Source organism: Chlorobium sp. (assembly GCF_049593655.1).
Classification (GTDB): Bacteria; Bacteroidota; Chlorobiia; order Chlorobiales; family Chlorobiaceae; genus Chlorobium.
Map to the genome: position 1 here is coordinate 1 of NZ_JBAWHG010000011.1, position 21,321 is coordinate 21,321.

Annotated in this window: 21 protein-coding genes; 8 read left to right on the top strand and 13 right to left on the bottom strand. The window is 58.8% G+C overall.

The annotated features are described in order from the left end of the window. Positions 1-3: 3 nt before the first annotated feature. The 9 genes from WBP50_RS01160 to WBP50_RS01200 all read right to left on the bottom strand — a co-directional run bounded on the left by WBP50_RS01160 (position 4) and on the right by WBP50_RS01200 (position 10,165). Entirely contained in the window at positions 4-2,001 is a 1,998-nt protein-coding gene (locus WBP50_RS01160) for a tetratricopeptide repeat-containing protein (RefSeq protein ID WP_423931228.1), read from the bottom strand. Positions 2,002-2,017: 16 nt separating this feature from the next. Continuing rightward, positions 2,018-3,187 carry a patatin-like phospholipase family protein gene (locus tag WBP50_RS01165; RefSeq protein ID WP_423931229.1) on the bottom strand — a complete coding sequence of 390 codons (1,170 nt, stop codon included), beginning with the start codon at positions 3,185-3,187 and terminating at the stop codon, positions 2,018-2,020. A 171-nt stretch (positions 3,188-3,358) separates the two neighbouring features. Beyond that, a complete protein-coding gene (aroQ, locus tag WBP50_RS01170) occupies positions 3,359-3,796 on the bottom strand; it encodes a type II 3-dehydroquinate dehydratase (protein ID WP_423931230.1) in 438 nt (145 codons plus the stop codon). 61 nt (positions 3,797-3,857) lie between these two features. After that, positions 3,858-5,339, bottom strand: a complete 1,482-nt coding sequence (gene hslU, locus WBP50_RS01175; RefSeq protein WP_423931231.1) for an ATP-dependent protease ATPase subunit HslU — start codon at positions 5,337-5,339, stop codon at positions 3,858-3,860. Positions 5,340-5,389: 50 nt separating this feature from the next. Then, positions 5,390-5,938: an ATP-dependent protease subunit HslV gene (gene hslV / locus WBP50_RS01180; protein WP_423931232.1), complete on the bottom strand. Its 549-nt coding sequence runs from the start codon at positions 5,936-5,938 to the stop codon at positions 5,390-5,392. A 15-nt stretch (positions 5,939-5,953) separates the two neighbouring features. After that, complete coding sequence (rpoN, locus tag WBP50_RS01185; protein ID WP_423931233.1) at positions 5,954-7,411, bottom strand: RNA polymerase factor sigma-54; 1,458 nt, start codon at positions 7,409-7,411, stop codon at positions 5,954-5,956. Next, the gene (locus WBP50_RS01190; protein WP_423931234.1) at positions 7,411-7,983 is read right to left on the bottom strand and encodes a DUF3109 family protein; all 573 of its coding nucleotides are present in this window, start codon (positions 7,981-7,983) and stop codon (positions 7,411-7,413) included. The genes rpoN and WBP50_RS01190 overlap by 1 nt, the downstream gene beginning before the upstream one ends. Before the next feature lie 125 nt (positions 7,984-8,108). Continuing rightward, positions 8,109-9,191, bottom strand: a complete 1,083-nt coding sequence (gene trpD / locus WBP50_RS01195; protein WP_423931235.1) for an anthranilate phosphoribosyltransferase — start codon at positions 9,189-9,191, stop codon at positions 8,109-8,111. Between the two features lie 11 nt (positions 9,192-9,202). Next, positions 9,203-10,165 (bottom strand): zinc-dependent alcohol dehydrogenase, encoded by a 963-nt coding sequence (locus WBP50_RS01200; protein ID WP_423931236.1) that lies wholly within the window; start codon positions 10,163-10,165, stop codon positions 9,203-9,205. 182 nt (positions 10,166-10,347) lie between these two features. On the opposite strand from WBP50_RS01200, the gene folD reads away from it, so the two are divergent. The 6 genes from folD to WBP50_RS01230 all read left to right on the top strand — a co-directional run bounded on the left by folD (position 10,348) and on the right by WBP50_RS01230 (position 16,617). Then, positions 10,348-11,238, top strand: coding sequence for a bifunctional methylenetetrahydrofolate dehydrogenase/methenyltetrahydrofolate cyclohydrolase FolD (folD, locus tag WBP50_RS01205; RefSeq protein WP_423931237.1), 891 nt, complete (start codon positions 10,348-10,350; stop codon positions 11,236-11,238). 7 nt (positions 11,239-11,245) lie between these two features. After that, positions 11,246-12,619: a DNA repair protein RadA gene (radA, locus tag WBP50_RS01210; protein WP_423931238.1), complete on the top strand. Its 1,374-nt coding sequence runs from the start codon at positions 11,246-11,248 to the stop codon at positions 12,617-12,619. 78 nt (positions 12,620-12,697) lie between these two features. Further along, positions 12,698-13,039 carry a phage holin family protein gene (locus tag WBP50_RS01215; protein ID WP_423931239.1) on the top strand — a complete coding sequence of 114 codons (342 nt, stop codon included), beginning with the start codon at positions 12,698-12,700 and terminating at the stop codon, positions 13,037-13,039. Positions 13,040-13,076: 37 nt separating this feature from the next. Continuing rightward, on the top strand, positions 13,077-14,033 hold the full coding sequence (locus tag WBP50_RS01220) for a zinc-dependent alcohol dehydrogenase (RefSeq protein WP_423931240.1): 957 nt from the start codon (positions 13,077-13,079) through the stop codon (positions 14,031-14,033). 9 nt (positions 14,034-14,042) lie between these two features. Next, positions 14,043-15,584: an ABC transporter ATP-binding protein gene (locus WBP50_RS01225; RefSeq protein ID WP_423931241.1), complete on the top strand. Its 1,542-nt coding sequence runs from the start codon at positions 14,043-14,045 to the stop codon at positions 15,582-15,584. Positions 15,585-15,600: 16 nt separating this feature from the next. After that, complete coding sequence (locus WBP50_RS01230) at positions 15,601-16,617, top strand: ABC transporter permease (protein WP_423931242.1); 1,017 nt, start codon at positions 15,601-15,603, stop codon at positions 16,615-16,617. 3 nt (positions 16,618-16,620) lie between these two features. Here the strand turns inward: WBP50_RS01230 and WBP50_RS01235 are convergent, their stop codons facing one another. Further along, positions 16,621-18,498: a chloride channel protein gene (locus WBP50_RS01235; protein WP_423931276.1), complete on the bottom strand. Its 1,878-nt coding sequence runs from the start codon at positions 18,496-18,498 to the stop codon at positions 16,621-16,623. A gap of 126 nt (positions 18,499-18,624) precedes the next feature. Then, the gene (locus WBP50_RS01240; RefSeq protein WP_423931243.1) at positions 18,625-18,861 is read right to left on the bottom strand and encodes a hypothetical protein; all 237 of its coding nucleotides are present in this window, start codon (positions 18,859-18,861) and stop codon (positions 18,625-18,627) included. On the opposite strand from WBP50_RS01240, the gene WBP50_RS01245 reads away from it, so the two are divergent. Continuing rightward, positions 18,851-18,976: a DUF2934 domain-containing protein gene (locus WBP50_RS01245; RefSeq protein WP_423931244.1), complete on the top strand. Its 126-nt coding sequence runs from the start codon at positions 18,851-18,853 to the stop codon at positions 18,974-18,976. The genes WBP50_RS01240 and WBP50_RS01245 overlap by 11 nt on opposite strands. Positions 18,977-19,049: 73 nt before the next feature. After that, positions 19,050-19,220, top strand: coding sequence for a hypothetical protein (locus WBP50_RS01250; protein ID WP_423931245.1), 171 nt, complete (start codon positions 19,050-19,052; stop codon positions 19,218-19,220). 18 nt (positions 19,221-19,238) lie between these two features. On the opposite strand, the gene WBP50_RS01255 is transcribed toward WBP50_RS01250, so the two are convergent. Further along, the gene (locus WBP50_RS01255) at positions 19,239-19,973 is read right to left on the bottom strand and encodes a PASTA domain-containing protein (protein ID WP_423931246.1); all 735 of its coding nucleotides are present in this window, start codon (positions 19,971-19,973) and stop codon (positions 19,239-19,241) included. Positions 19,974-20,038: 65 nt separating this feature from the next. Next, entirely contained in the window at positions 20,039-21,013 is a 975-nt protein-coding gene (locus tag WBP50_RS01260) for a polyprenyl synthetase family protein (protein ID WP_423931247.1), read from the bottom strand. Between the last annotated feature and the right edge of the window lie 308 nt (positions 21,014-21,321).

The following is a 21,321-nucleotide window of genomic DNA, read 5'->3' on the forward strand; positions in this document are numbered from 1 at the left end:
CGCCTATGTGCTTGCCAGAGTAAGCCGTCCGGCGTCGAGATGAACGATTTTCGCGCCGCGGTCGCGGGCTCGGTTCACCATATCGGACGTTCCCCCCGGCCCGTCACCCTGCGCTCCGTCCCAGAGCGCGATCAGGGTCATGGCGTTATCGGAAATTTTCAGCGCCAGAAAGAGCATCCAGAGGTTGGAACGCTGCCACACGTTGTACTCCCTGCGGGAACGGAGCCAGAGCGGCAGACGGCCCTCATGGCAGAGAATCTCCGGAGGATGCTTTCTGACGAGGGAGTCGAACCGCTCGACCCACTCGTATCCCGAATCGGCGACCGACTCCCGGATGTAGTCCTCAGCGGGCACCGCCAGCTGAATCCGTACCGGTATGGCGAGCTCCTCGCAGATTTCGAGAAACAGGATATCGCCCCCCGAAGCCGCTCCCGAGATGCCGACAAGCTGCATGCCATCGGCTTTCCGCTGCTCCTGCACCACCGCCTCGCGGATCATCGCCCTTGCCCTGGCTTCGCTTCCGGCGGGAAAACGCGGCTCCGTCCTTCCCGGAGCGTCGATACGGTGACCGGTAAAGAGAATGGCGCGCACCGGAACGGAAGCTTTTTCGGGTTCCGGCGCGGGACACCGGATGGCCTGCAGCACCGCTTCGGTCTTTTCGGGAAAGATCGAGAGATCGCGGAACAGCTCTATCTGTTTTATTGCCGATTCGCAGTAGAAGGGACCGATGCGGGAAAGGAGCTGCTGATACTTCAGGGCGATGAATCCTGCATTTTCGCCGGTAAGAAACGAGTGATCGGCCTCGCTGATCTGAAGCCAGACATCATCGCACCCGGCCTGCTGCCCTGCGGGCTCCTCCCGACTCGACTCCAGCGCGAGCCTGACCCCTGCGGCAAGAATGCCGCGATACTCCCGATACGCTTTGAGAGCATCGATTGCTTCGTTTTCCCTCCTGAACTGCATGGTCCAGGTTTCGGGATGTTTTGCCGCAAGCTCAACAAGAATGGTGAGCATGGCAAGCGCATTGAGCCCCGAGTAGTAGTGGTTCCGGTCTGCCGAAAAGCCTCTGCGGTACTTGTTGCAGGCGTCGCTCAGGCAGGACGAACAGAGGGCCCTCCGCTGCCGCTCCGCCATGTTCCCGACACTCTCCCACTCCCTGCGCCAGCGGGTTTTGGCATTCCTGCCCGAAAGGGAGTGCAGTTCGGCCAGCCGGTCGGCCGAAAGGCTCCGGTCCCGGTTGTGCAGTGCGCGCAGGACGGCCTGGTCGGCCAGGCAGGGCTCGCAAAGGCGGTCGTACACGGTCGCGAGCTCGCTGTTGGCCTGCACGTCCAGATCGTCATATTCGAGTACCGCATTCCAGGTGATCCGCGCGGCGCGCCACTCTTTCAGCAGCCGCTGGGATTCCCCGACAAGCCTGAGGGCGGCGCTTTTCCAGGGAATGCCGTCCAGTTCCGCCGCCATCAGCTCCAGCAGCACACCGTCGCGCCGCGACAGCGCCTGCTGGAGTGCTTCCTGAAAATCCGAAGGCACCAGATGCAACGGTGAAGAGCAGATATCCTGCAGATGAGGAAGCAGCAGGAACAGCGGGCTGTCCTTTTTCTTCGCCAGCCAGGTTTCGTGGAGAGCTACCGAGAGTTTGTCGCAGGAAGCCGAGGGGTCTGTTGCGTCGTACTGCAGGTACCGGTCGGTTTTCAGATCGAAAGGCACCTCGTCGGTTGTGGAGCAGCGGATCAGGAAGGTATGGCGGTTGCGCAGGGCATGGCGAATGCCGAGCTCGTAAAACACGTTCGCGTTGTGTATGGAGATATCGGCGATGACCAGATCGGCCAGAAGCAGCTCCTCGAACATGTCGGAACGGATATTGCCCTGTTCGACGATTTCTGCCGTCGTTCCGCCGGAAAACCCGAGATCGCGGAGCACCGGCATGATGAGTTCCCGTTCGACCCGGTCGAAGTCGATTCCCTTTTTTTCGCCGAAAGGACGGACAATGAAGGCATGCATGAAGGCAACCCCTTTTTTATTCGATAAAGCCCCCGAAATGGTCGAGTGAAACCTGTTCGGCGGCTTTCCTGCCGATCCGCCTCAGATTGTCGATCTGGGTTACGGCGTCGAGCTTCTGCACCTTTTCGGGATCGATGTCGTCGAGTCCCTCGCGGCAGAATGCTTCGCGGCACAAACTCGCGTTGTAGCGGGCGTAGAGGAAACGGCGGCCGAGATTTTCCGAGAGCGGAAGCCGGCGACCCTCCCGGTCCACCGGAATGAGATCGCCTATTTCGTTGTCGATAACCTCTCCATGCACACACCGTCCCAGATGCCGGCAGTTGATATCCTGATCGACCATGGCTCCGTACATCAGCGAGAGCGGTATACTCGATGCATTGGCAAGTATCCCCTGCTCCGGGTCGAATGAAAACTTCTCCACTCTCGGAGCCGCACCGGTGCCGATGGAAACCAGCTGCAGCATATCCTCCCCCACCGACCATCCAAGCCGGTAGGCCGGCTCGGTAACCATCCGGTAGAGCAGGAATGCGGGGTTGTTGTAGGGCGTCATGCCCCCGTCGACGAACACGAAGGATTTCGAGGGGTCGGTCGTATCCCATCTGATGATTTCGGGAGGGAAAAACACGGGCGCGGCCGTGCTTGCGCGCACAATTTTCCAGAGCGGAATATGCAGGTTGCAGTCGGGACGCGAGGTGTCGTTGTATCTGGCCTGCGGGTTGCTGCTGATCGGCCAGGGGGAGTCCGTCGTCCGGTTGAGCGTGACGGCCAGAAAAAGGCACTGCAGGTCGTCGGGCCTGAGCGTCGTCTGTGCGCCGAAGGTCTTTTTCAGCAGCCTTTGCAGTGGATCGGCTTTGTAGAGGGAGTACCAGCGCTGCAGCAGAATTTTCCTGTCGAACATGGCCGGACCCGATTTTTCATAAAAATCGAGAAGCTCGTCGACCCTCATCCCCCTCGCTATGCCAGCCGCAATAATGGCTCCGGTACTGGTGCCGGCAACGTAGTCGAAATAGTCCGACAGCCTGAAAGCAGCCCCGCTGCCGGTCGTCTCCGCAAGCAGGCTCTCGATTTTTTTAAGGATTTCAAGGGTGACGACACCGCGGATACCCCCTCCGTCGAGAGCGAGCAGGCGATGTTTTCGCGGTTCGCTGCCCTCGAAACGACGGGCAAGTTTTCCCCAGACACTCATAGGATGCTCCTTTTTCGTGTGTAAAAACCGGAGGCTCGTCTATCGGCCCAGACAAGTGCAATTGCTTGTAATAGAGGAAAATATACTATTACCGCCAAAGCACGGCAAGAAAAAAGGCAAGAGGAAAAGGATGGCGGCCGTCAGGAGCCCGAAGTCAGGAAAAGAGCCGGACTACCCTCTTTCCAGAAGCGCCCGGACGCCGAGGTGGTAGCTCCGTGGGCCGAATCCGCTGATGACGCCCAGGCAGACTTCGGAGATCACCGAGGTGCGGCGGAACTCCTCGCGGGCATGGACGTTGGAGAGGTGAACCTCCACTACAGGCAGCTTCACGGCGCTGATGGCGTCGCGCAGGGCAATGGAGTAGTGCGTGAGCGCCCCGGCGTTGAGCACCACTCCCGTGCAGGCGCCGCCATCCTCCGCCTGGAAGATCTTTTCGATCAGGACTCCCTCCTCTTCCGACTGGCAGAAGTCGAAGGCCACCCCGGGAAAGCTTTCGGCGAGTTCCCGGTTGATGTCGTCGAGCGTACGGGAACCGTACACCTCGGGTTCCCGCTTGCCGAGCCGCGACAGGTTCGGACCGTTGAGTACAAGAATCGCGCTGGTGCTCATAGACGTATCGGCTGAATTGAGTGAAAATCAGGGCTGTCCGGGAACGCGGACGGGGTTCCCCTTAAAGAATATACTGGCTCAGATCGCGATCGGAAGCCACTGCCGAAAGCTTATCGAGCACCATGGACTTGTCGATCACCACCTTCTCCTCCGTGACGCTTTCGGGGATGTTGAACATCAGCTCCTCGAGGAGGTTGGTCATGATGGTGTGCAGCCTCCGGGCCCCGATGTTTTCGACGCTTTCGTTGACCTTGGCCGCGGTTTTGGCGATTTCGAGTATCGCTCCGTCGGTAAAATCGAGATCGACTCCCTCGGTGCTGAGCAGCGCCTTGTACTGCTTGATGAGCGCGTTCTTCGGCTGGGTGAGGATTTTGTAGAAATCCTCCTCCGTAAGGCTCTTGAGTTCGACGCGGATGGGAAAACGGCCCTGCAGCTCGGGAATGAGATCGGAGGGCTTGGCCACGTGAAAGGCTCCGGAGGCGATGAAGAGCACATGGTCGGTCTTGACGATGCCGTACTTGGTGGTGACGTTCGAGCCTTCGACGATGGGCAGAAGATCGCGCTGCACCCCTTCGCGGCTGACGTCGGGCCCCTTGCCGCTGCCCGATCCGGTAGACGGTGCGGCAATCTTGTCGATTTCGTCGATGAAGACGATGCCCGACTGCTCCACCTTGTTGATGGCGTCCTTGACCACCGCGTCCATGTCGATGAGCTTCTGCACCTCCTCCTGTTCGAGGATCCTGCGGGCTTCGGCTATCGACAGGCGGCGCTTCTTGCGCTTGCGGGGCAGGCCACTCATGAGGTCCTGCATGATGTTGCCGATCTCCTCCATCTGGCCGAGCGGGCCGAATATCTGCATCATGCCGCCGGGATTCTCGCTGGCCGTGTCCATTTCGATCTGCCGGTCCTCCATCCGGCCGCTGCGCAGCCGTTCGAGCATTTTTTCGCGGCTGCGCCGGTTGAGCGCATCAGAAACGTCGCTCTCGTCGGCCGGCGCCATGGCGGTTCCCGGTTCGTCCTGTACGCTCTCATCCTCGTCGTCCTGCTCCTGCGAGCGCGAGGAGGGTGTCGGGGGCAGCAGGATGTCGAGCAGGCGCTCCTCGACGAGCGCGGCGGCTTTCTCCTTCACCTCTTCGGATTTTTCGCTCCGCACCATGGCCACCGACTGGTCGACCAGATCCCGGATCATCGACTCGACGTCGCGCCCAACATAGCCGACTTCAGTGAATTTGGAGGCCTCGACCTTCACGAATGGGGCCTTGGCGAGCTTGGCGAGCCTGCGGGCGATTTCGGTTTTGCCGACCCCGGTAGGCCCGATCATGATGATGTTGTTCGGCATGATCTCCTCGCGGAGATCGTCGCCCACGTGCTGACGGCGCAGCCGGTTGCGCAGGGCGATGGCCACGCTCTTCTTGGCATCTTTCTGACCGATGATATATTTGTCGAGAAGCTCTACAATCTGGTTGGGAGTGAGGTTGTGTGCGGCAATGGCACTTTTCCCCGCTGTGATGACAGCAGCTTCGGTGTCGCTGTGAATGGTCATTGCTGATGGTTGTGAATTCTGATAAAACGGCAAGGAACTCCGGACGGGGCTCAGAGCTCTTCAATAACAATATGGTCGTTTGTATAGATACAGATATCGGCGGCAATCTTCAAACTTTCCTCGACGATATCGCGCGCCGAAAGCGAGGTGTGCCTGAGGAGCGAGCGGGCCGCGGCAAGCGCGTACATGCTGCCGCTGCCGATGGCCACGATGCTGTCTTCGGGCTCGATGACATCACCCGTTCCTGAAATGATGAGCGCCTTGTCCTGGCTGACCACGGCGAGCATGGCTTCGAGCCTGCGGAGATACTTGTCGGTGCGCCAGTCGCGGGCCAGCTCGACGGCCGCCCGTTCGAGCCTGCCGCCGTATGCGTCGAGTTTTTCCTCGAAGCGGTCGAGCAGCGTTACGGCATCGGCCGTTGCGCCGGCGAATCCGGTTATGATCCTTCCCTGATAGAGGCTCCGTATCTTGCGGGTGGAGTGCTTGAGCACGGTATTGCCGAGCGTCATCTGTCCGTCGCTGCCGAGAGCCGCCCTGCCGTCGCGGATGACACCAAGCACCGTCGTTGAGCGTATTAACGGCTTTGTTTGCTGTCCCATAGTTGAATACACCTGTTAAAATATTTTCTTTCTTAGCCTTGCAACTGGAATTTGCATTTGTTCGCGGTATTTTGCAACCGTTCTGCGGGCTATGTTGATGCCCTTGTCCCTGAGCCTTCCGGTTATGACGTCGTCGCTCAGCGGCTGCAGGGACTCCTCCTCTTTCACCATTTCGGCAATGTACTGCCGGATGATCTTGCTCGACATGTCGTCGCCCTCGTCGGTGGAAATCGAGCTGCTGAAAAAGTATTTCAGTTCGAAAACCCCGAAGCGGGTCTGCACGTACTTGCCGTTCACCGCGCGGCTGATGGTGGAGATATCCAGAGCGGTGTCTCCGGCAATGGCCTTCATGCCGAGCGGCACCAGATGCTCAGGACCGGAAACAAAGAAGGCGTACTGCGCCTTCATGAGCGACTCGATCACCTTCAGGAGCGTCTGGCGCCGGATGGCCAGCGCCGCTGCGAAATCGTTGGCGCGCATGAGGTTGAAGCGGATAAACTGCTTTTCTTCCTTTGGCGCCTTTCGGTTTTTCAGAATGCCCTGGTACTGTTCCGTCACCTTTATGGAGAGCGAACTGCGGTCGTTGAGCACGGCGGTAAGCTCGCCGTTTTCGTAGGTCACGATGAAATCCGGCGTGATATAGTGCCCCCCCTCGTCGTGGAACACCTCGACGGGATGGGGATCGAGCGCGGTGATGAGCTGCATTGCCCCGTCGAGCAGCGTTCTGGAGATATCGAGTTTTTTGAGCAGGCGGTCGTAACGCTTGTGCAGAAAATCGTCGTAAAACCCGGACAGAATCGTGAACGCCGCGCTGTAGGCGGCAGGTTCGCTTGAGGACTCCCTGAGCTTCAACTGCACCAGCAGGCGCTCCCTGAGATCCCGCACGCCGATTCCGGGAGGATCGAGACTGCTGATCTTACGGAGGACTCTCTCCACCTCCTCCTCCTCGACCTCCATGCCGCTGCGTTCGAGACCGGCAAGAATGACGTCGGTCTCCTCGGTAAGGTAGCCGTCCGGATCGAGATTGCCGAGAATTTCTATGGCGATGAGCACCTCCCGTTCACCGAACCCCTCCTGCAGAGCGAGCTGACGGAGAAGCTGCTCGTCGAAACTGTCATGCTGGACCGCCTGAAAAAACCGCTCCTGCGGCGCGTTCTCGTAGGTGAAGTTCAGGCGGCCGTCGGAGCTCTCCTTTGCCGGAGAGGCCTGCTCCGGCTCCTTGAGCAGGGAGCTTTTGCTGAAGCGCTCGATGCTGTCCGGCATATCGTCGTCCGAAAAAGAGTCGTCGTCGGTGATGATATCGCCGGCCGTATCCTTCTGCTCCCCGGCAAGCTCGAGCATGGGATTTTCCTGCAGCTCGTCGTAGATCCTCTGTTCCAGGTTGAGAAGCGGAAGCTGGAGTAGCTGACTGCTCAGTATCTGCTGTGCGGACAGAAGGGCCTTCTGTCGCTGTTGAAGCTTGATTTCGGGCATCAGGATTTGGGAGAAGAATCAACAAATGCTTTGAGGCTGCTCACCCACACGGTACCGTAAGCCGTTTCAAGTGCCTTAGTGATATAATCAACAAGTCTTGTCCGGCGTTCCCCTCCGAGCTTTCTTGCCGAACGGCACATCTGGTGCTGCTCGTAAACCAGGTGATCGAGCCCGAATTTTCTGCGTACCCTCACCGGAAACAGCCTGCAGGAGACCGGCTTGTCGAAATCGGTAAGTCCGCAGCGGAAAGCCTCCTCGACGGCGCAGAGGGTAATGCCGTCGCGCATGAAGGTATAGACGCACTCCCGGCCCTCGATGGTTCGGGTGTACTGCGTGCCCCTGTAGACCTCCACTGCTCCGTGGCGGCGGAGATAGCGGGCGTTCCTTTCCGGCAGCAGCCGTATCAGCTCTCCGGGCGCCGCTTCGAGCTGTGCCGCCTCTCCGGGAGCCAGCGGCGCGCCAAGCTCCCCCTCGACACAGCAGGAGCCCCTGCACTGCTGCAGGTCACAGGCGAACTCCGCCTGCAGCACCTCGCGGTCGATAAGCACATTGCCGATGGAAACAAGCGACATACCGGAACTGAAATTGGTGAACGGAAAAGAAACCGCCTGCTATTCAAAAAAAAATGACGATCAGGGGAAGCAAATCTAAGAAACTTTAGGCGAGTTCTAAAACCCGCGACGTGAAGATGCCCAACTCATGCAGGGCAAAGCTCCTCCTTACCCTGAAACGCCCTCAGTTCCTCGAGCTTCCGGAAAGCCGCCCCCGAAGCAAGGGCCTGCCGCGCCATACCGGCAGCTTTCCTGTAATCGGGAGCCATGCCGGCAATGTAGAGCGCGGCGGCGGCGTTCATGCAGAAAAAGTCCGCAGCCGCCCCGTCGTTTCTTCCCTGAAGCACATCGAGCACCACGGCTGCATTCTCCCGGGCGCTCGCCCGGCTTGCGATGGAACTGAACGGGGCCCGTTTCATGCCGAAATCTTCAGGGGTCACCTCATGGACGGAAACGCTTCCCCGACGCAGTTCGACAACCCTGGTAGGGCCGGCAAGAGAATATTCGTCGATGCCGCATTCCGGCGCCATACCCTCGACCATGCCGTAGGGAGCGACAACCGCCTCCATCCCGATCTCCTTCTGTATGGCGATCATCCTGTCGCAGATCTCCGGAGCGTAAGCGCCGATAACCGCGCAGTTGTTTTCCGGGCAGGGCCTGGTAAGCGGACCGAGTATGTTGAAGGCGGTGGTGAAACGCATGTTCCGGATGAGGCGCGACCATCCCGATTTCAAAAAGGACTCTCCCGGAAGGTAGCAGATGCCCGCCTCCCTGAGAGCCTGTGCGGCGCGTTCGAGGGGCAGGTCGAGATCGATGCCGAGGCATTCGAAAACATCCGAAGCGCCCGAGACGCCGCTCACCAGACGTGCGCCTTTCTTGGCCATCCTGAGGCCGCAGGCCGCAGCGATCAGCGAGGCGGGAGTCGAACAGTTCAGGGTTTTCATGGGATCCGAACCGGTGCCGACGATATCGCAGACCGGCCCATCCTCCTCTGCGGCGATTTTGGCCGTATCGTAGAGGTCAAGCGCGTCCCACGCCCCCGAAAGCTCCTCGACGGTGGGATTGCGCATGAAGTGGGCCAGCAGAAAGGCGCCCTGCTGCAGTTCGGGCTGGAGGTCGAGAATGACCTGCCGGTAGGCCTCCCTGGACTCATCCCGGCTCATGACGTGGCCTGAGGCGATGGAGGAGATCAGTTTTCCGAACCGGCGAAGTTCTGTTTCGTGTGTCATGTAGTTATCTGTCAGAATTCAACGATCATTTTAAAATGCTTTCCCGCCGTCACCTCCGGCATGGCGGCCGCAAGCCCTTCGAGGCGGAGCCTGCGCGAGACCAGAAAACCCAGATCGCCGGAAAAGGCGTCGAGCAGCGAAAGCGCCGCGGCCATCGAGCTGCGGGTGCATCCGTAGGAGCCCAGCAGCTGCAGCTCCCGGTAGTGCAGTTCGGCAAGGAGCCCCGGTGCTGTTTCGGGAAGCTCCTGAAGCCCGCTGAACAGGCAGTAGCGCCCGCCCGGACGGAGTTTCCGGAACCCCTCGATGGTTGAGGGCGACGAGGCGGCATTGAAGGCCGCGTCGAAACTGCCGCAGAGGGCGGAAGGGTCTTCGGCGCTGCCGACGGCAAATCGCGTCCTGAATGCAAGGCTCATGCGGAGTTTTTCGCGGTCGGGCTCGACAAGCACGGGAATGGCGCCCCGGTCGCCGGCGCCAAGCGCCAGAAAAAGACCGAGCGTGCCCCCTCCGTAGATCAGCACCCGTTCACCCGCACCGACCCCGGCCCGGTCGAGCGCGTGCAGGGCGCATCCAAGCGGTTCGGCCAGCGCGGCCAGCTCCATCGGGAGCGTTGCGGGAACCGGAAGCAGGCTCGATGAGGGCACGGCAAGATACTCTGCGAAACCGCCGTCGAGATGAAATCCGAGAATCCGCATGGAGGCGCAGAGATTCTCCCTGCCCTGGAGGCAGAAGCTGCACTCACCGCAGGCGAGGCCAGGCCAAACCGCAACCCGCTCGTTTTCACGGTAACCGGAAATTTCGTGACCGAGTATGCGCGGCATGACGAGGTCGCGATGGCCGCTCTGCCACATCCTGGCGTCGGTCCGGCAGACCGAGCAGCAGGCGACGCGAACCTGCGCCTCCCCCTCCCCCGGCTCCGGATCGGTGCGTTCACACAATTCGAGCCACAATCGCTCCTTGAGTACGAGAGCCTTCATCCGCCTGTAACCCCTGTTTTCAGCGTTAATCAGCAAAAGTCTTATAAATACGCAGATCCCTCCTGTTCTGCAAACTTCAGGGCGGCAGGAAAAACAGGTTTCAGCAAAACCCGGAGAAAGCATATCTTTCCTTTTTTTCAGAACCCGTTTTTTTCAACACTATCTTACCAGACAAGAGCACCATGCTGATTATTGACGGAAAAAAGGTCTCCAGCGACCTGAAAAATGAACTGAAAGTACGCGTCGACCTGCACCGGACGGAAACGGGAAAGGTTCCGGGACTGACCGTCATCATTGTCGGAGAGGACCCGGCATCGCAGGTATACGTGCGCAACAAGGCAAAGTCGTGCAAGGAGACCGGCATGAATTCCACGGTGATAGAGATGCCGGCATCGACCACCCAGGAGGTGCTGCTCGCGGCAATAGAAAAGCTGAACAACGACCCGGACGTGCACGGCATTCTCGTACAGCAGCCGCTGCCGAAGCAGATCGACGAATTCGCCGTAACGCTTGCCATCGACCCGGCAAAGGATGTGGACGGATTCCACCCCGAAAATCTCGGACGACTGGTCATGGGCCATCTCGACAAGTGTTTCGTGAGCTGCACCCCCTACGGCATACTTGAACTGCTGGGCCGCTACAATATCGAAACGAAAGGAAAACACTGCGTCGTGGTCGGCCGGAGCAACATTGTCGGAAAACCGATGGCCAATCTCATGCTGCAGAAACTCGACGAGACGAACTGCACCGTAACCATCTGCCATTCAGCCACCAGGGACATCCCCTCCTACACCCGTCAGGCCGACATCCTCATCGCGGCCATCGGCAAGGCCGGTTTCATTACCGCCGACATGGTCAAGCCAGGAGCGGTGGTGATCGACGTGGGCATCAACCGGATCGACGACCCTACGACAAAGAGCGGCAGCCGTCTGGTAGGCGATGTGGATTACGAAGGCGTTTCGGCATTCGCATCGGCCATGACTCCCGTGCCGGGAGGCGTCGGACCCATGACCATCGCCATGCTGCTGAAAAACACCCTCCAGTCGTTCGAGCGGGCCAACAGCCTGCAGTAGCCGCGCCATGGCAAAAAGCGCCGTCCGATATATCTGCAGCAACTGCGGTGCCGTTTCGCTGAAATACCAGGGAAAGTGCTTCGAATGCCAGAGCTGGGGCACCCTCGTGGAATCGAGGGTGGAGCCCGAAGAGAGCGTCCGCGGACGCCGGTCATCCGCACCGGCGGCCCCACGGACGCAGAGGCTGCTCGACGTCGAGCCCTCGGAGTTCCGGAGGCACACGACCGGCATAGGAGAACTCGACCGGGTGCTCGGCGGCGGGCTCATGCAGGCTTCGGCGGTGCTGGTTGGCGGCGAGCCGGGCATAGGCAAATCGACCCTCATGCTGCAGCTTGCGCCCCGCATGGCTCCGGCAAAGGTGCTCTACATTTCAGGGGAGGAGTCGCCGAACCAGATACGCGAACGGGCAAAACGGCTCTCCATCGCGGCCGAAAACCTCCTGCTGCTTCCCGAAGTGAACCTGGAGCGTATCATCGCCGCCATCGAGCATGAAAAGCCTGCCCTGGTGATCATCGATTCCATCCAGACCGTCCATTCGGAGGAGTACCAGAGCTCCGCCGGCACCATCACCCAGATCAGGGAGTGCGCGGCCCTGCTGATCCGCAAGACCAAGCAGCTCAACGTGGTTCTCATGATCATCGGCCACATCACCAAGGAGGGCGCGCTCGCAGGCCCGAAAGCGCTCGAGCATATGGTCGATACGGTCCTGCAGTTCGAAGGGGAAGGATACCAGCGCTACAGGATTATCAGGTCGGTGAAAAACCGGTTCGGCTCGACCAACGAGATCGGGGTTTTCCGCATGGAGGAGAACGGCCTGGAGGAGGTTGCCAACCCTTCGGAATTCTTTATTTCAGGCAGGATGAGCGGCGTACCGGGCAACTCGATCCTTGCCGGCATAGAGGGATCGAGGGCGCTCCTGGTGGAGGTGCAGGCGCTGGTATCGAAAACCGGCTACGCCATGCCGCAGCGCATCAGTACCGGATTCGACCTGAAGCGTATGTCGATCATTCTTGCCGTACTTGAAAAACGGCTCGGCATGCAGACCTGGGGACAGGATGTGTTCGTCAAGATCACCGGCGGCCTCAAACTGGTCGAACCGGCGGCCGATCTGGCCGTTGCCGCTGCGATAGCCTCGGGGCTGGCCAACCTTCCCGTTGACGCTTCGACGGTCTGCTGCGGAGAAATAGGCCTTTCCGGCGAGCTCAGGGCCGTCAGCGACAGCGAGCGCCGCATCCGGGAAGCCGCGCACCTCGGGTTCCGGCGCATCGTGCTGCCCGAAGCCAACACCCGCGAACTGAAACCCTCGCTGAAAAAGCTCCCGATCGCCATTACCGGCAGCAGAACCCTGCAGGATGCGCTCTCCCATCTCGGCATAGCCTGAATCTGCCGCGGAGGATTTTCGTTTTCGGCGCCTTCTTTGTTAAATTGCCGTACATGAAAACCTTAAACGGAGAACACCATGATAAGGATCGCGCTACTCTGGCTCATCAACGCGCTTGCAGTCTATTCGACGGCGCACCTGCTCGGAGGCATTCACGTCAGAAATTTCGGCGCCGCCGTCGTGGTTGCCCTGGTGCTCGGCTTCATCAACGCCGTGCTGAAACCGGTCATGATCTTTCTTTCCATTCCGTTCATCATCGTCACGCTGGGCCTCTTTCTCCTGGTCATCAATGCCCTTATGCTCCAGCTTTCCGCAGTGCTTGTCGACGGGTTTTCCGTTGACGGTTTCTGGTGGGCCGTTGCCGGATCGCTGGTTATCAGCATCATCTCCTGGACGCTGAGCTCCCTGTTGACGCTCTGAACGGCAATATTACCTGAAGTAACCTCCGGAAACATCCATGAAGGGCGAAGCAAAAGCCATCGTGCTGCCGAAAGCCAGCAAACTGAAACTTCAGAACGCACCCTACGACGCCGGTCAGCCGGGCGACGTGCTGGTAAAAACCATCGCCAGCACCATCACGCCCGGCCTCGACCGGCTGCTCCTGACCAACAAGCCGGTATCGCACCGGGTACTCGGTTATCCGCTCATTCCGGGAAGCGAATCGATAGGCCAGATCATCGAAGCCGGCCCGGAAGCCGTGGGCGTGCGGCCAGGCGATTTCGTCTACGTTTTCAAGGGCGACCGGTGGACCGGCGCGGAATCATACTACGGATGCCATGCCGAGCTTATCCCCACCGCTTCGGAAAACGTTCTGCCGCTTGGACGCCCCCCCATTCACCGCGATCTCCTTACCGGCCTGCTCGCCTATGTGATCAGCGCGATCGGAAAACTGCCCCGTGACCCCTCGATGCGGGTGCTCGTTCTCGGCCTCGGTTCGGTGGGACTGATGATTTCCGAGTACCTCCACCATGAAGGGTACCGCCATGTGGACGCCGTCGAAACCTTCGGCATCAGGGGACAGCTCTCCCGCGCCGAGCATATTGCGCTGGACATCGGCGACTTCACCTCCGAATTCAACGACCGGTACGATCTGGTTATCGAAACCACGGGGCGCATTCTCATGATCGAGAAGGCGATACGCCTCATGAAACCGCAGGCAAGGGTGCTGCTCATGGGCAACTACGAAGTGATGGCCTACGACTACCGGCTGATCCAGCACAAGGAACCCGCAATCGTCTCATCAAGCATTACGGACTTCAGCCATATCCGCTCGGCCTCCGCGCTGCTCGAAAGCGACGCGATCGATACGGAGAAGTTTTTCACCAACGTCTTTCCGGTCAGCCAGTGCGAGCTCGCCTACCGTATAGCCCTCGACAGCAAGGAGGCGATCAAGACGGTGCTCAGCTGGGTATAGACGGACCACATGGAAAACGCAATCCGACTGACGGCTCTCTCCAAAAAATTCGGCACCGTCGAAGCCTGCCGCAGCGTATCGTTCTCGATCCGGAGCGGCTCCATTCATGCCGTGGTGGGCGAGAACGGCGCCGGAAAGAGTACGCTTGCAAGACTCATCTACGGCATGCACCGGCCTGACGGCGGAACAATGGAGATAAACGGGACTCCCGTCTCCTTCGCCTCTCCGGCGGAAGCCATTGCGGCCGGAATCGGTATGGTGCATCAGCACTTCATGCTCGTGCCGACGCTTACCGTTGCGGAAAACGTCACGCTGGGTCTTGAAAAAAAGAGGCTCTTCTTTCCCCTCGATCCGGAAGGGAGTGCCGAAAGCATCCGGCAGCTCTCCCTGAAATACGGGCTGGCCGTTGATCCCCTGGCCCCGGTCTCGACCCTTTCGGTAGGCGAGGAGCAGCGGGTGGAAATTCTCAAGGTGCTCTACCGGAACGCCCGGATCCTCATTCTCGACGAGCCCACAGCCGTGCTTACCCCGCAGGAAACATCCCGGCTGTTCGCGATGCTGCGTTCGCTGGCCGGAGAAGGCAAAACCATCCTGATCATCACCCACAAACTCGACGAGGTGCTTGCCCTGGCCGACACGGTCACGGTGATGAGCCGGGGTTCGGTTACGGGAACCCTCTCCTGCAAAGAGACATCCAAGGAGGAACTCGCCCGGATGATGGTGGGGCGCAGTGTGCTGCTCAGGATTGAAAATCCTCCCTCAACTCCGGGAGAGACCGTGCTTTCAGTTGAAAACCTCGGTTTCCGGACAGCCGCCGGCCTCGTAAAACTGGAGAAGGTGAGCTTCTGCATCCGTTCGGGAGAGATTTTCGGCCTCGCCGGCGTGGAGGGCAACGGCCAGAGCGAACTGCTTTCGCTCCTGTGGGGCATCCACGATCGGAGCGGGCAGCTATCGGGAAAAATGCTCTTCGAGGGCGCCGACATTACCGGCAGAAGCCCGGGAGAGATAGCCCGGCTCGGCGTCTCTCTCGTTCCGGAAGACCGCCTGAAACACGCCGTCGTTCCGGGATTCAGCGTCGCCGGCAACATGATATTCGGCAGGCACCGGGAAAAGCGGTTTCACCAAGGGTTCGGATTCGACCGCCGGGAGGTAGCCGAATACTCCCGGAATCTTGGCGGAACCTACGATGTCCGGTGCACCGATCACGAAAACACTCCCCTCGGCGCGCTCTCGGGGGGCAACCAGCAGAAGGTCGTCGTGGCGCGGGAACTCGACCGTCCGGGGCTGAAACTCCTCATCCTCTCCCAGCCGACGAGGGGGGTCGATATCGGCGCAATCGAGCAGATTCACCGGAGCATCATCGGCGCAAGGGATCAGGGGGCGGCCATTCTCCTGGTCTCTTCGGAACTCGATGAGCTCATCGCGCTCTCGACCCGTATAGGCGCTCTCTACCAGGGATCCATCCGGCGCATCTTCAGCCCGGAGGAGGTACGGGAAGGCCGGAAACGGGGTCGCCCGTTTGAAGAGGAGCTCGGGCTCTCCATCACCTGAAACCATGCAGCCGATAATGACAGCAAGAATTTTCCGTTTGTTCATCCCGCTCCTTGCCGTTGCAGCCGCCGCACTGTGCAGCATGGCCATTATCGCCCTGAGCGGACGAGATCCGCTGATGATCTGCGAAAAGCTCTTCAGGGCGACCTTCGCTTCGGGTTATGGCGCCGGCCAGGTGCTCTTCAAGACAACGACGCTGATCTTCACCGGGCTTGCCGTGGCGCTGCCGTTCAGGGCGCGTCTGTTCAACGTCGGCGGCGAAGGGCAGCTGCAGCTTGCCGCACTGGCTGCAGCGATAACCGGCGCACTCCTGCCGGAATCGCTTCCTCCGGTCGTTGCCGTGCTGTTTTCGGCTTTTGCCGCCATGGCGGCCGGAGGGTTGTGGGGCGCTTCGGCCGGACTCCTGAAAGTACGCTTCGGGGTAAACGAGGTGATATCGACCATCATGCTGAACTTTATCGCCCAGGCAGCGACCGGCTATCTGATGAGCTGGCGGTTTGCCGAACCTTCGACCGGGCACACAGCCGAAACAGGCGGTGCATTCATGCTGCCGCAGATCGACGACCTGTTCGGCCTGTTTGCCGGTTCACCGGCAAACATCTCCCTGCTCATCGCTCTCGGAACCGCACTCTGTGCAGCACTCTACCTTTTCCGTTCGAGGGCGGGCTACGAGCTGCAGGCGGTCGGGCTGCAGCCTGAGGCCGCGAAATATGCGGGAATCCAAAGCGGCCGGCATGTGACGGCCGTCATGGGTCTGGCAGGCGCCATTGCCGGACTCGGAGCGCTCAACCTCGTTTCAGGCTACAAGCACTACTACGAAGCGGGACTGACAGGGGGATTCGGATTCAGCGGCATAGCCGTAGCGCTTCTTGCGGGCGCAAACCCGCTCTGGATCGTGCCGGCGGCCCTGTTTTTCGGCCTCCTCGAATATGGAGGCCTCGCCGTCGGAGCCTATGTGCCGAAGGATATTTTCATGATCATCCAGGCGCTGACCATCCTGATCGTTATCGTGCTCAACGCACGGAAGCCCTGAACCTTAGCCGGAAGAGGATTCCGTACGGTCTGCTCCGTAGATGTTCATCTGCTTGCGGTAATAGGAGAACGCCTCATCCTGCTTGACGATGCCCACAAGCCGACCGCTTTCGGGCTCGACGACGGCCAGAACCGTATAGTCCGAGAGTTCGAAAAGCTTGAGCGCCTCATCGAGCCGGGAGGTATCGTAGAGCACCGGCACATCCTTCTTGACGACATCATCGGCGATCAATCCGGTAAACTGACCGTCGCCGAGCAGGATGCTCATCTCCTCGAGCCGGATCATGCCGACAAAACGCCCCTCTTCGGTGATGACGAAAAAATTGGATTCCGGCGTATTGTGGAAAACGTCGAGAATCCTCTCGACCCTGGTGACGTCGGTAAAACGGATGAAGTTTTTCCGCATCACGTCGCGGATGCCGATGCTTCCGGCGATCGAGAGCGCGATGCCGAAACCGACCTTGACGCCCTCCTTTTCAAGCACATAGGTCTCCATGGTGTGCCGGTAGGTCAGACGAGCCACGATCGACGAGGTCACCGCGGCAAACATGATGGGCAGCACAATTTCGTATTGACCGGTAATTTCGAACAGAATGAGAATGACGGTGAGCGGAGCACGCATGATGCCGGCGGTCAGCGCACCCATGCCGACAAGCGCGTAAGCGCCCGAGGCAGCCGTCATTCCGGGAAAGAGCGCGTTGACCACCTCTCCGAACATGCCGCCGAGCATGGCGCCCATTTTCATGGCCGGGGCGAACATGCCCCCTGAACCCCCGGAACCGACGGTAAATGCGGCCACGACCGGCTTCAGAAAGTAGACGGCTGCCATGGTAGGCCAGGAAACGGAGCCATTGAGAGCCCTCTCGATAACCTCGTAACTGAAGCCGTAGAGTGCGGGCAGCCACATGCAGACGAGGCCGCAAAGCAGTCCGCCCAGTGCTGGCATTGCCCAGACCGGAATCCTGAACTGTTTTTCGATACGGTGGAACCACTCTTCAATCGTATAGAAAATCCTGATGAAAAGCACCGCGGAGAGTCCGGCAAGCACGCCGAGCAGGAAATAGAGCGCGAGCTCGGAGTTCGAAATCAGGCTGTACTCGCTCACCTGAAAGGTGGGGGAAGCTCCGAGATAACTTCTGGAAAGCACGGTGCCGACCACGGCGGCGACGACGATCGGGCTGAAGGTATGGACGCTGAAATCGCCGAGAATGACCTCGACAGCGAACATCACCCCTCCGAGAGGAGCGTTGAACACCGAGGCGATTCCGGCGGCAGCGCCGCAGCCGAGCAGCGATCGGGTCCTGCCGGCGGTGAACTTCAGCTTCTGGGCAAGCGAGGAGCCAAGGGCCGCTCCCACCTGGGCGATCGGGGCCTCCCTTCCCCCGCCGCCGCCGGTGCCGATGCTGATAACCGATGTGACGGTCTTGTGTATCCAGTGATGGCGGCCGATTATGCCGTTTTTCTGCGCAACAGCCTTGATCACCGATGCCAGTCCGTGCTGCGGTCTTTCCCTGACGACAAAAGCATTGTAAAGACCCACGAAAAGCCCGCCCAGGGCCGGAAGCAGCGGCAGAAGCACCATATCGTTCAGACTGGTGGTATCCGGGGCACTCGTAAGGGCGCGGCCTGAAAACAGGAACGAGCTGATGAACAGGATCGATTCGTGAAAAACGACGGCGACGTAACCGGTAACGAGCCCTACGAACACCGCAACAAAGAGAAAAGGAATATCCTGATTGAGGTTGAGCTGGGCCTGAAAGGAGTCGAGGGTCATGCGTAAAAACTGCTGGGGGCTGCCCTTGAAAAAGCGGGTTTTGCGCAGCAGCATATAGAGCAGAAGTTTCAGGCGCCGGCTCCTGCCGTTATCTTTCGAGGGTTTCATAAAAGGCATTCCAATACCGGAGAGGTTATCATGATGGGGGTGAAAAAGATCAGACGCGTGGCGTCCTCACAGAAAATTATTTCGTATCTTGGGGAAAAGTTACACCTTTTACGCATTTCTTTTATTTTACGCTAACAACTGGTCATAAGACGACAATACCATCATGGCAAAAAAAGCAGTTGAAAAAGAAACTCCGGTCAAGCCTGCAGCTCGGAAAAGCACCGCCAAAGCAGCAAAAAATAGCGAGGAAAAGGCAGCAAAACCAGCTAAAACGGTAAAAACGGAAACTCCGGCAAAAAAAGCACCGGCAAAAAAGAAAAAAGCGCCCGAAACAGCCAGCTCATCCCCTGTCGTGGCCGTCATATCAAGGGAAGAGGAGGTTCGTCTTGCGGCTTACTTCAAATGGGAACAGAAAGGATGTCCGGAGGGCTCTGATCTTCAGGACTGGCTTGAAGCGGAAGATCTGCTGACCGACTGAAACCTCTCTCCATACGCTTTAACGCAATACAGGCCATTCGGGGGAATGGCCTGTTTCTGTATCTGAAAAAACCATGAAAGACTTCTTCGTCAACCTGGCCGGTTCGGTCCGGATTTTCATAGCGGGCATGTGGCTGGTCTTCCGCATCATACTCGAATATTTCGGCATCATCAGCGACGGCAACGACAGGACAACCGGCATCAAGGATCTTCGGGAGGAGTACAAAAAAGCCAACTACCGGTAGCGGACGCAGACCGGTCCGTCACTCCGCTGCCGTAACGACGGTGAGGTCAACCGGCATGCCGGGAGAGACGAATGCGTTGGCCCCCGGTTTCTGGCTGATGACTGTGTTGGGGACCAGAATCGCTGAATATTCGTAACTCACCCTGCCGGCAATCAGGCCGTTGCTCTGCATGATCTGCTGCGCTTCGGAGAGCGACATGCCGAGAACGTCAGGGACCGCAATCTTGCGCAGCCCTTCAGGCGCAACCTCGAGCTTGCCTACGATGACCGATACCGAAGTTCCGGCCTTCACCACGGTCCGGGCGGGAATGGACTGGCTGATGACCCGTCCGTCCTCCTCAGGACTTGCGACGGTACTGAGCTGGACACCGTCGAGCAGGAGATCGAGACGGGCGAGAGTCTGACGGACATCGAACTCCGGACGGCCGTAAAGATCGGGCATCTGGAAGCTGGGCTTCTCCTTCCGGTTCACCACCAGATAAACCGTTCTGCCAGGTTTTACCTGGGAGCCCGCCGCGGGGGTCTGCGAGAGAACGACGTTGGAATCTATCCTGCTGAGATATTTCACGTGATAACTTTTCCTGGCATCGAGGCCTGCTCTCCTGAGCGCGCTCTCGGCATCTTCGTAATCCATCCGGGTCACGTCGGGAACGGTTCTGTGCTGTCCCTGCCCAATGTAGAGCGGCATGAGGATCCTGTCAAAAACAACAAGAAAAGCGAGCACTGCAAGAACAATCAATCCGGCTTTCTTCATCGCACAGTAGAATGGTATAGGGTTGGTTTCGTGTCCTGACTGATTATACGGAAAAAAACGGCTCCTTAATGCTGCCGCTTCATGACAAAATCGACAAGATTGAGCAGCGACCGCCTGGCATCGCTCTCCGGAAAGGGCGCGATCGACTCGACGGCTTTCGCGGCAAATCCCTCGGCAACCTCGGCCGCATATTCCAGACCGCCTTTCCTGGTGACAAAAGCAATCACCTCATCGCTTTTGACCGCCCTTTTTCTGGAGCTTTTCAGAATCGAACGGATCATTTTCTGTTCACCCGGCGGCGAGTGGCGAAGGGCGTAGATGAGCGGAAGCGTTATTTTCTTGTCCTTGATATCGATGCCCATCTGCTTGCCGGTTTTTTTCGAGTCGCCGGTATAGTCCAGGAGATCGTCGCGTATCTGAAAGGCAAGACCGAGATATTCGCCATAATGCTTCATGGCGGCTATCGCGGATTCGTCTTCAGTCGCACTCGTCGCCCCCATGGCGCAGGACGAGGCTATAAGCGATGCCGTCTTGTCGGAAATGACGCTGAGATAGTCCTCTTCGGAAATGTCGAGACTGCGGGTTTTCTGGATCTGCAGAATCTCGCCTTCGCTCATCCTGCGTACGGCGTCCGAAACCGTATGCAGCGAGCTGTAGTCCTTGTGTTCGAGGGAATAGAGGAGCCCTTTGGAGAGCAGATAATCGCCGATCAGCACGGAAATCTTGTTTTTCCAGATCGCGTTGATCGAGGCAAGACCCCGCCGCATCTCGGCGCCGTCGACAACGTCATCGTGAATGAGGGTTGCCGAATGGAGCAACTCCACCATGATGGCCGCCCGGTAGGTGGCTTCGGTGATTCCTCCGCACATTTTTGCCGAAAGCAGCACAAGCGCAGGACGGATCTGCTTGCCCTGCTGCCGCAGGACGTAACGGGTTACCTTGTCGACAAGCGTGTTGCTCGAATGCAGAACGGTTCTGTATTTCTGCTTGAAAATATCGATTTCACCGGCAACCGATGCTGTTACATTCTGGATATTCACTCAGTACACAAATAATAAATGCTTGATGGGACCAGATACTCTGCCGCGACGGCAAAGGTATGGATTATTCCGTTGTTCCGGAAACAATACCTTCCGTTCAAGAGCAGTATAACCGTACCATTTGAAATAACCAATCTTGCGGCCGTGAAAAACTTCCCTTCAGGCCGCCCTCCGGCTCGCCGGAAAGGAGGGTGGAAACCCTTTGGCGGCCTCTCTTCGGGCTGAAACGGAAAAAAGAACTTTCTCTTGGCTACGTGCTCCTTTGTTGCTATGTTTTGTGGTTATATCGAGCCCCGGGCGGACAGAGG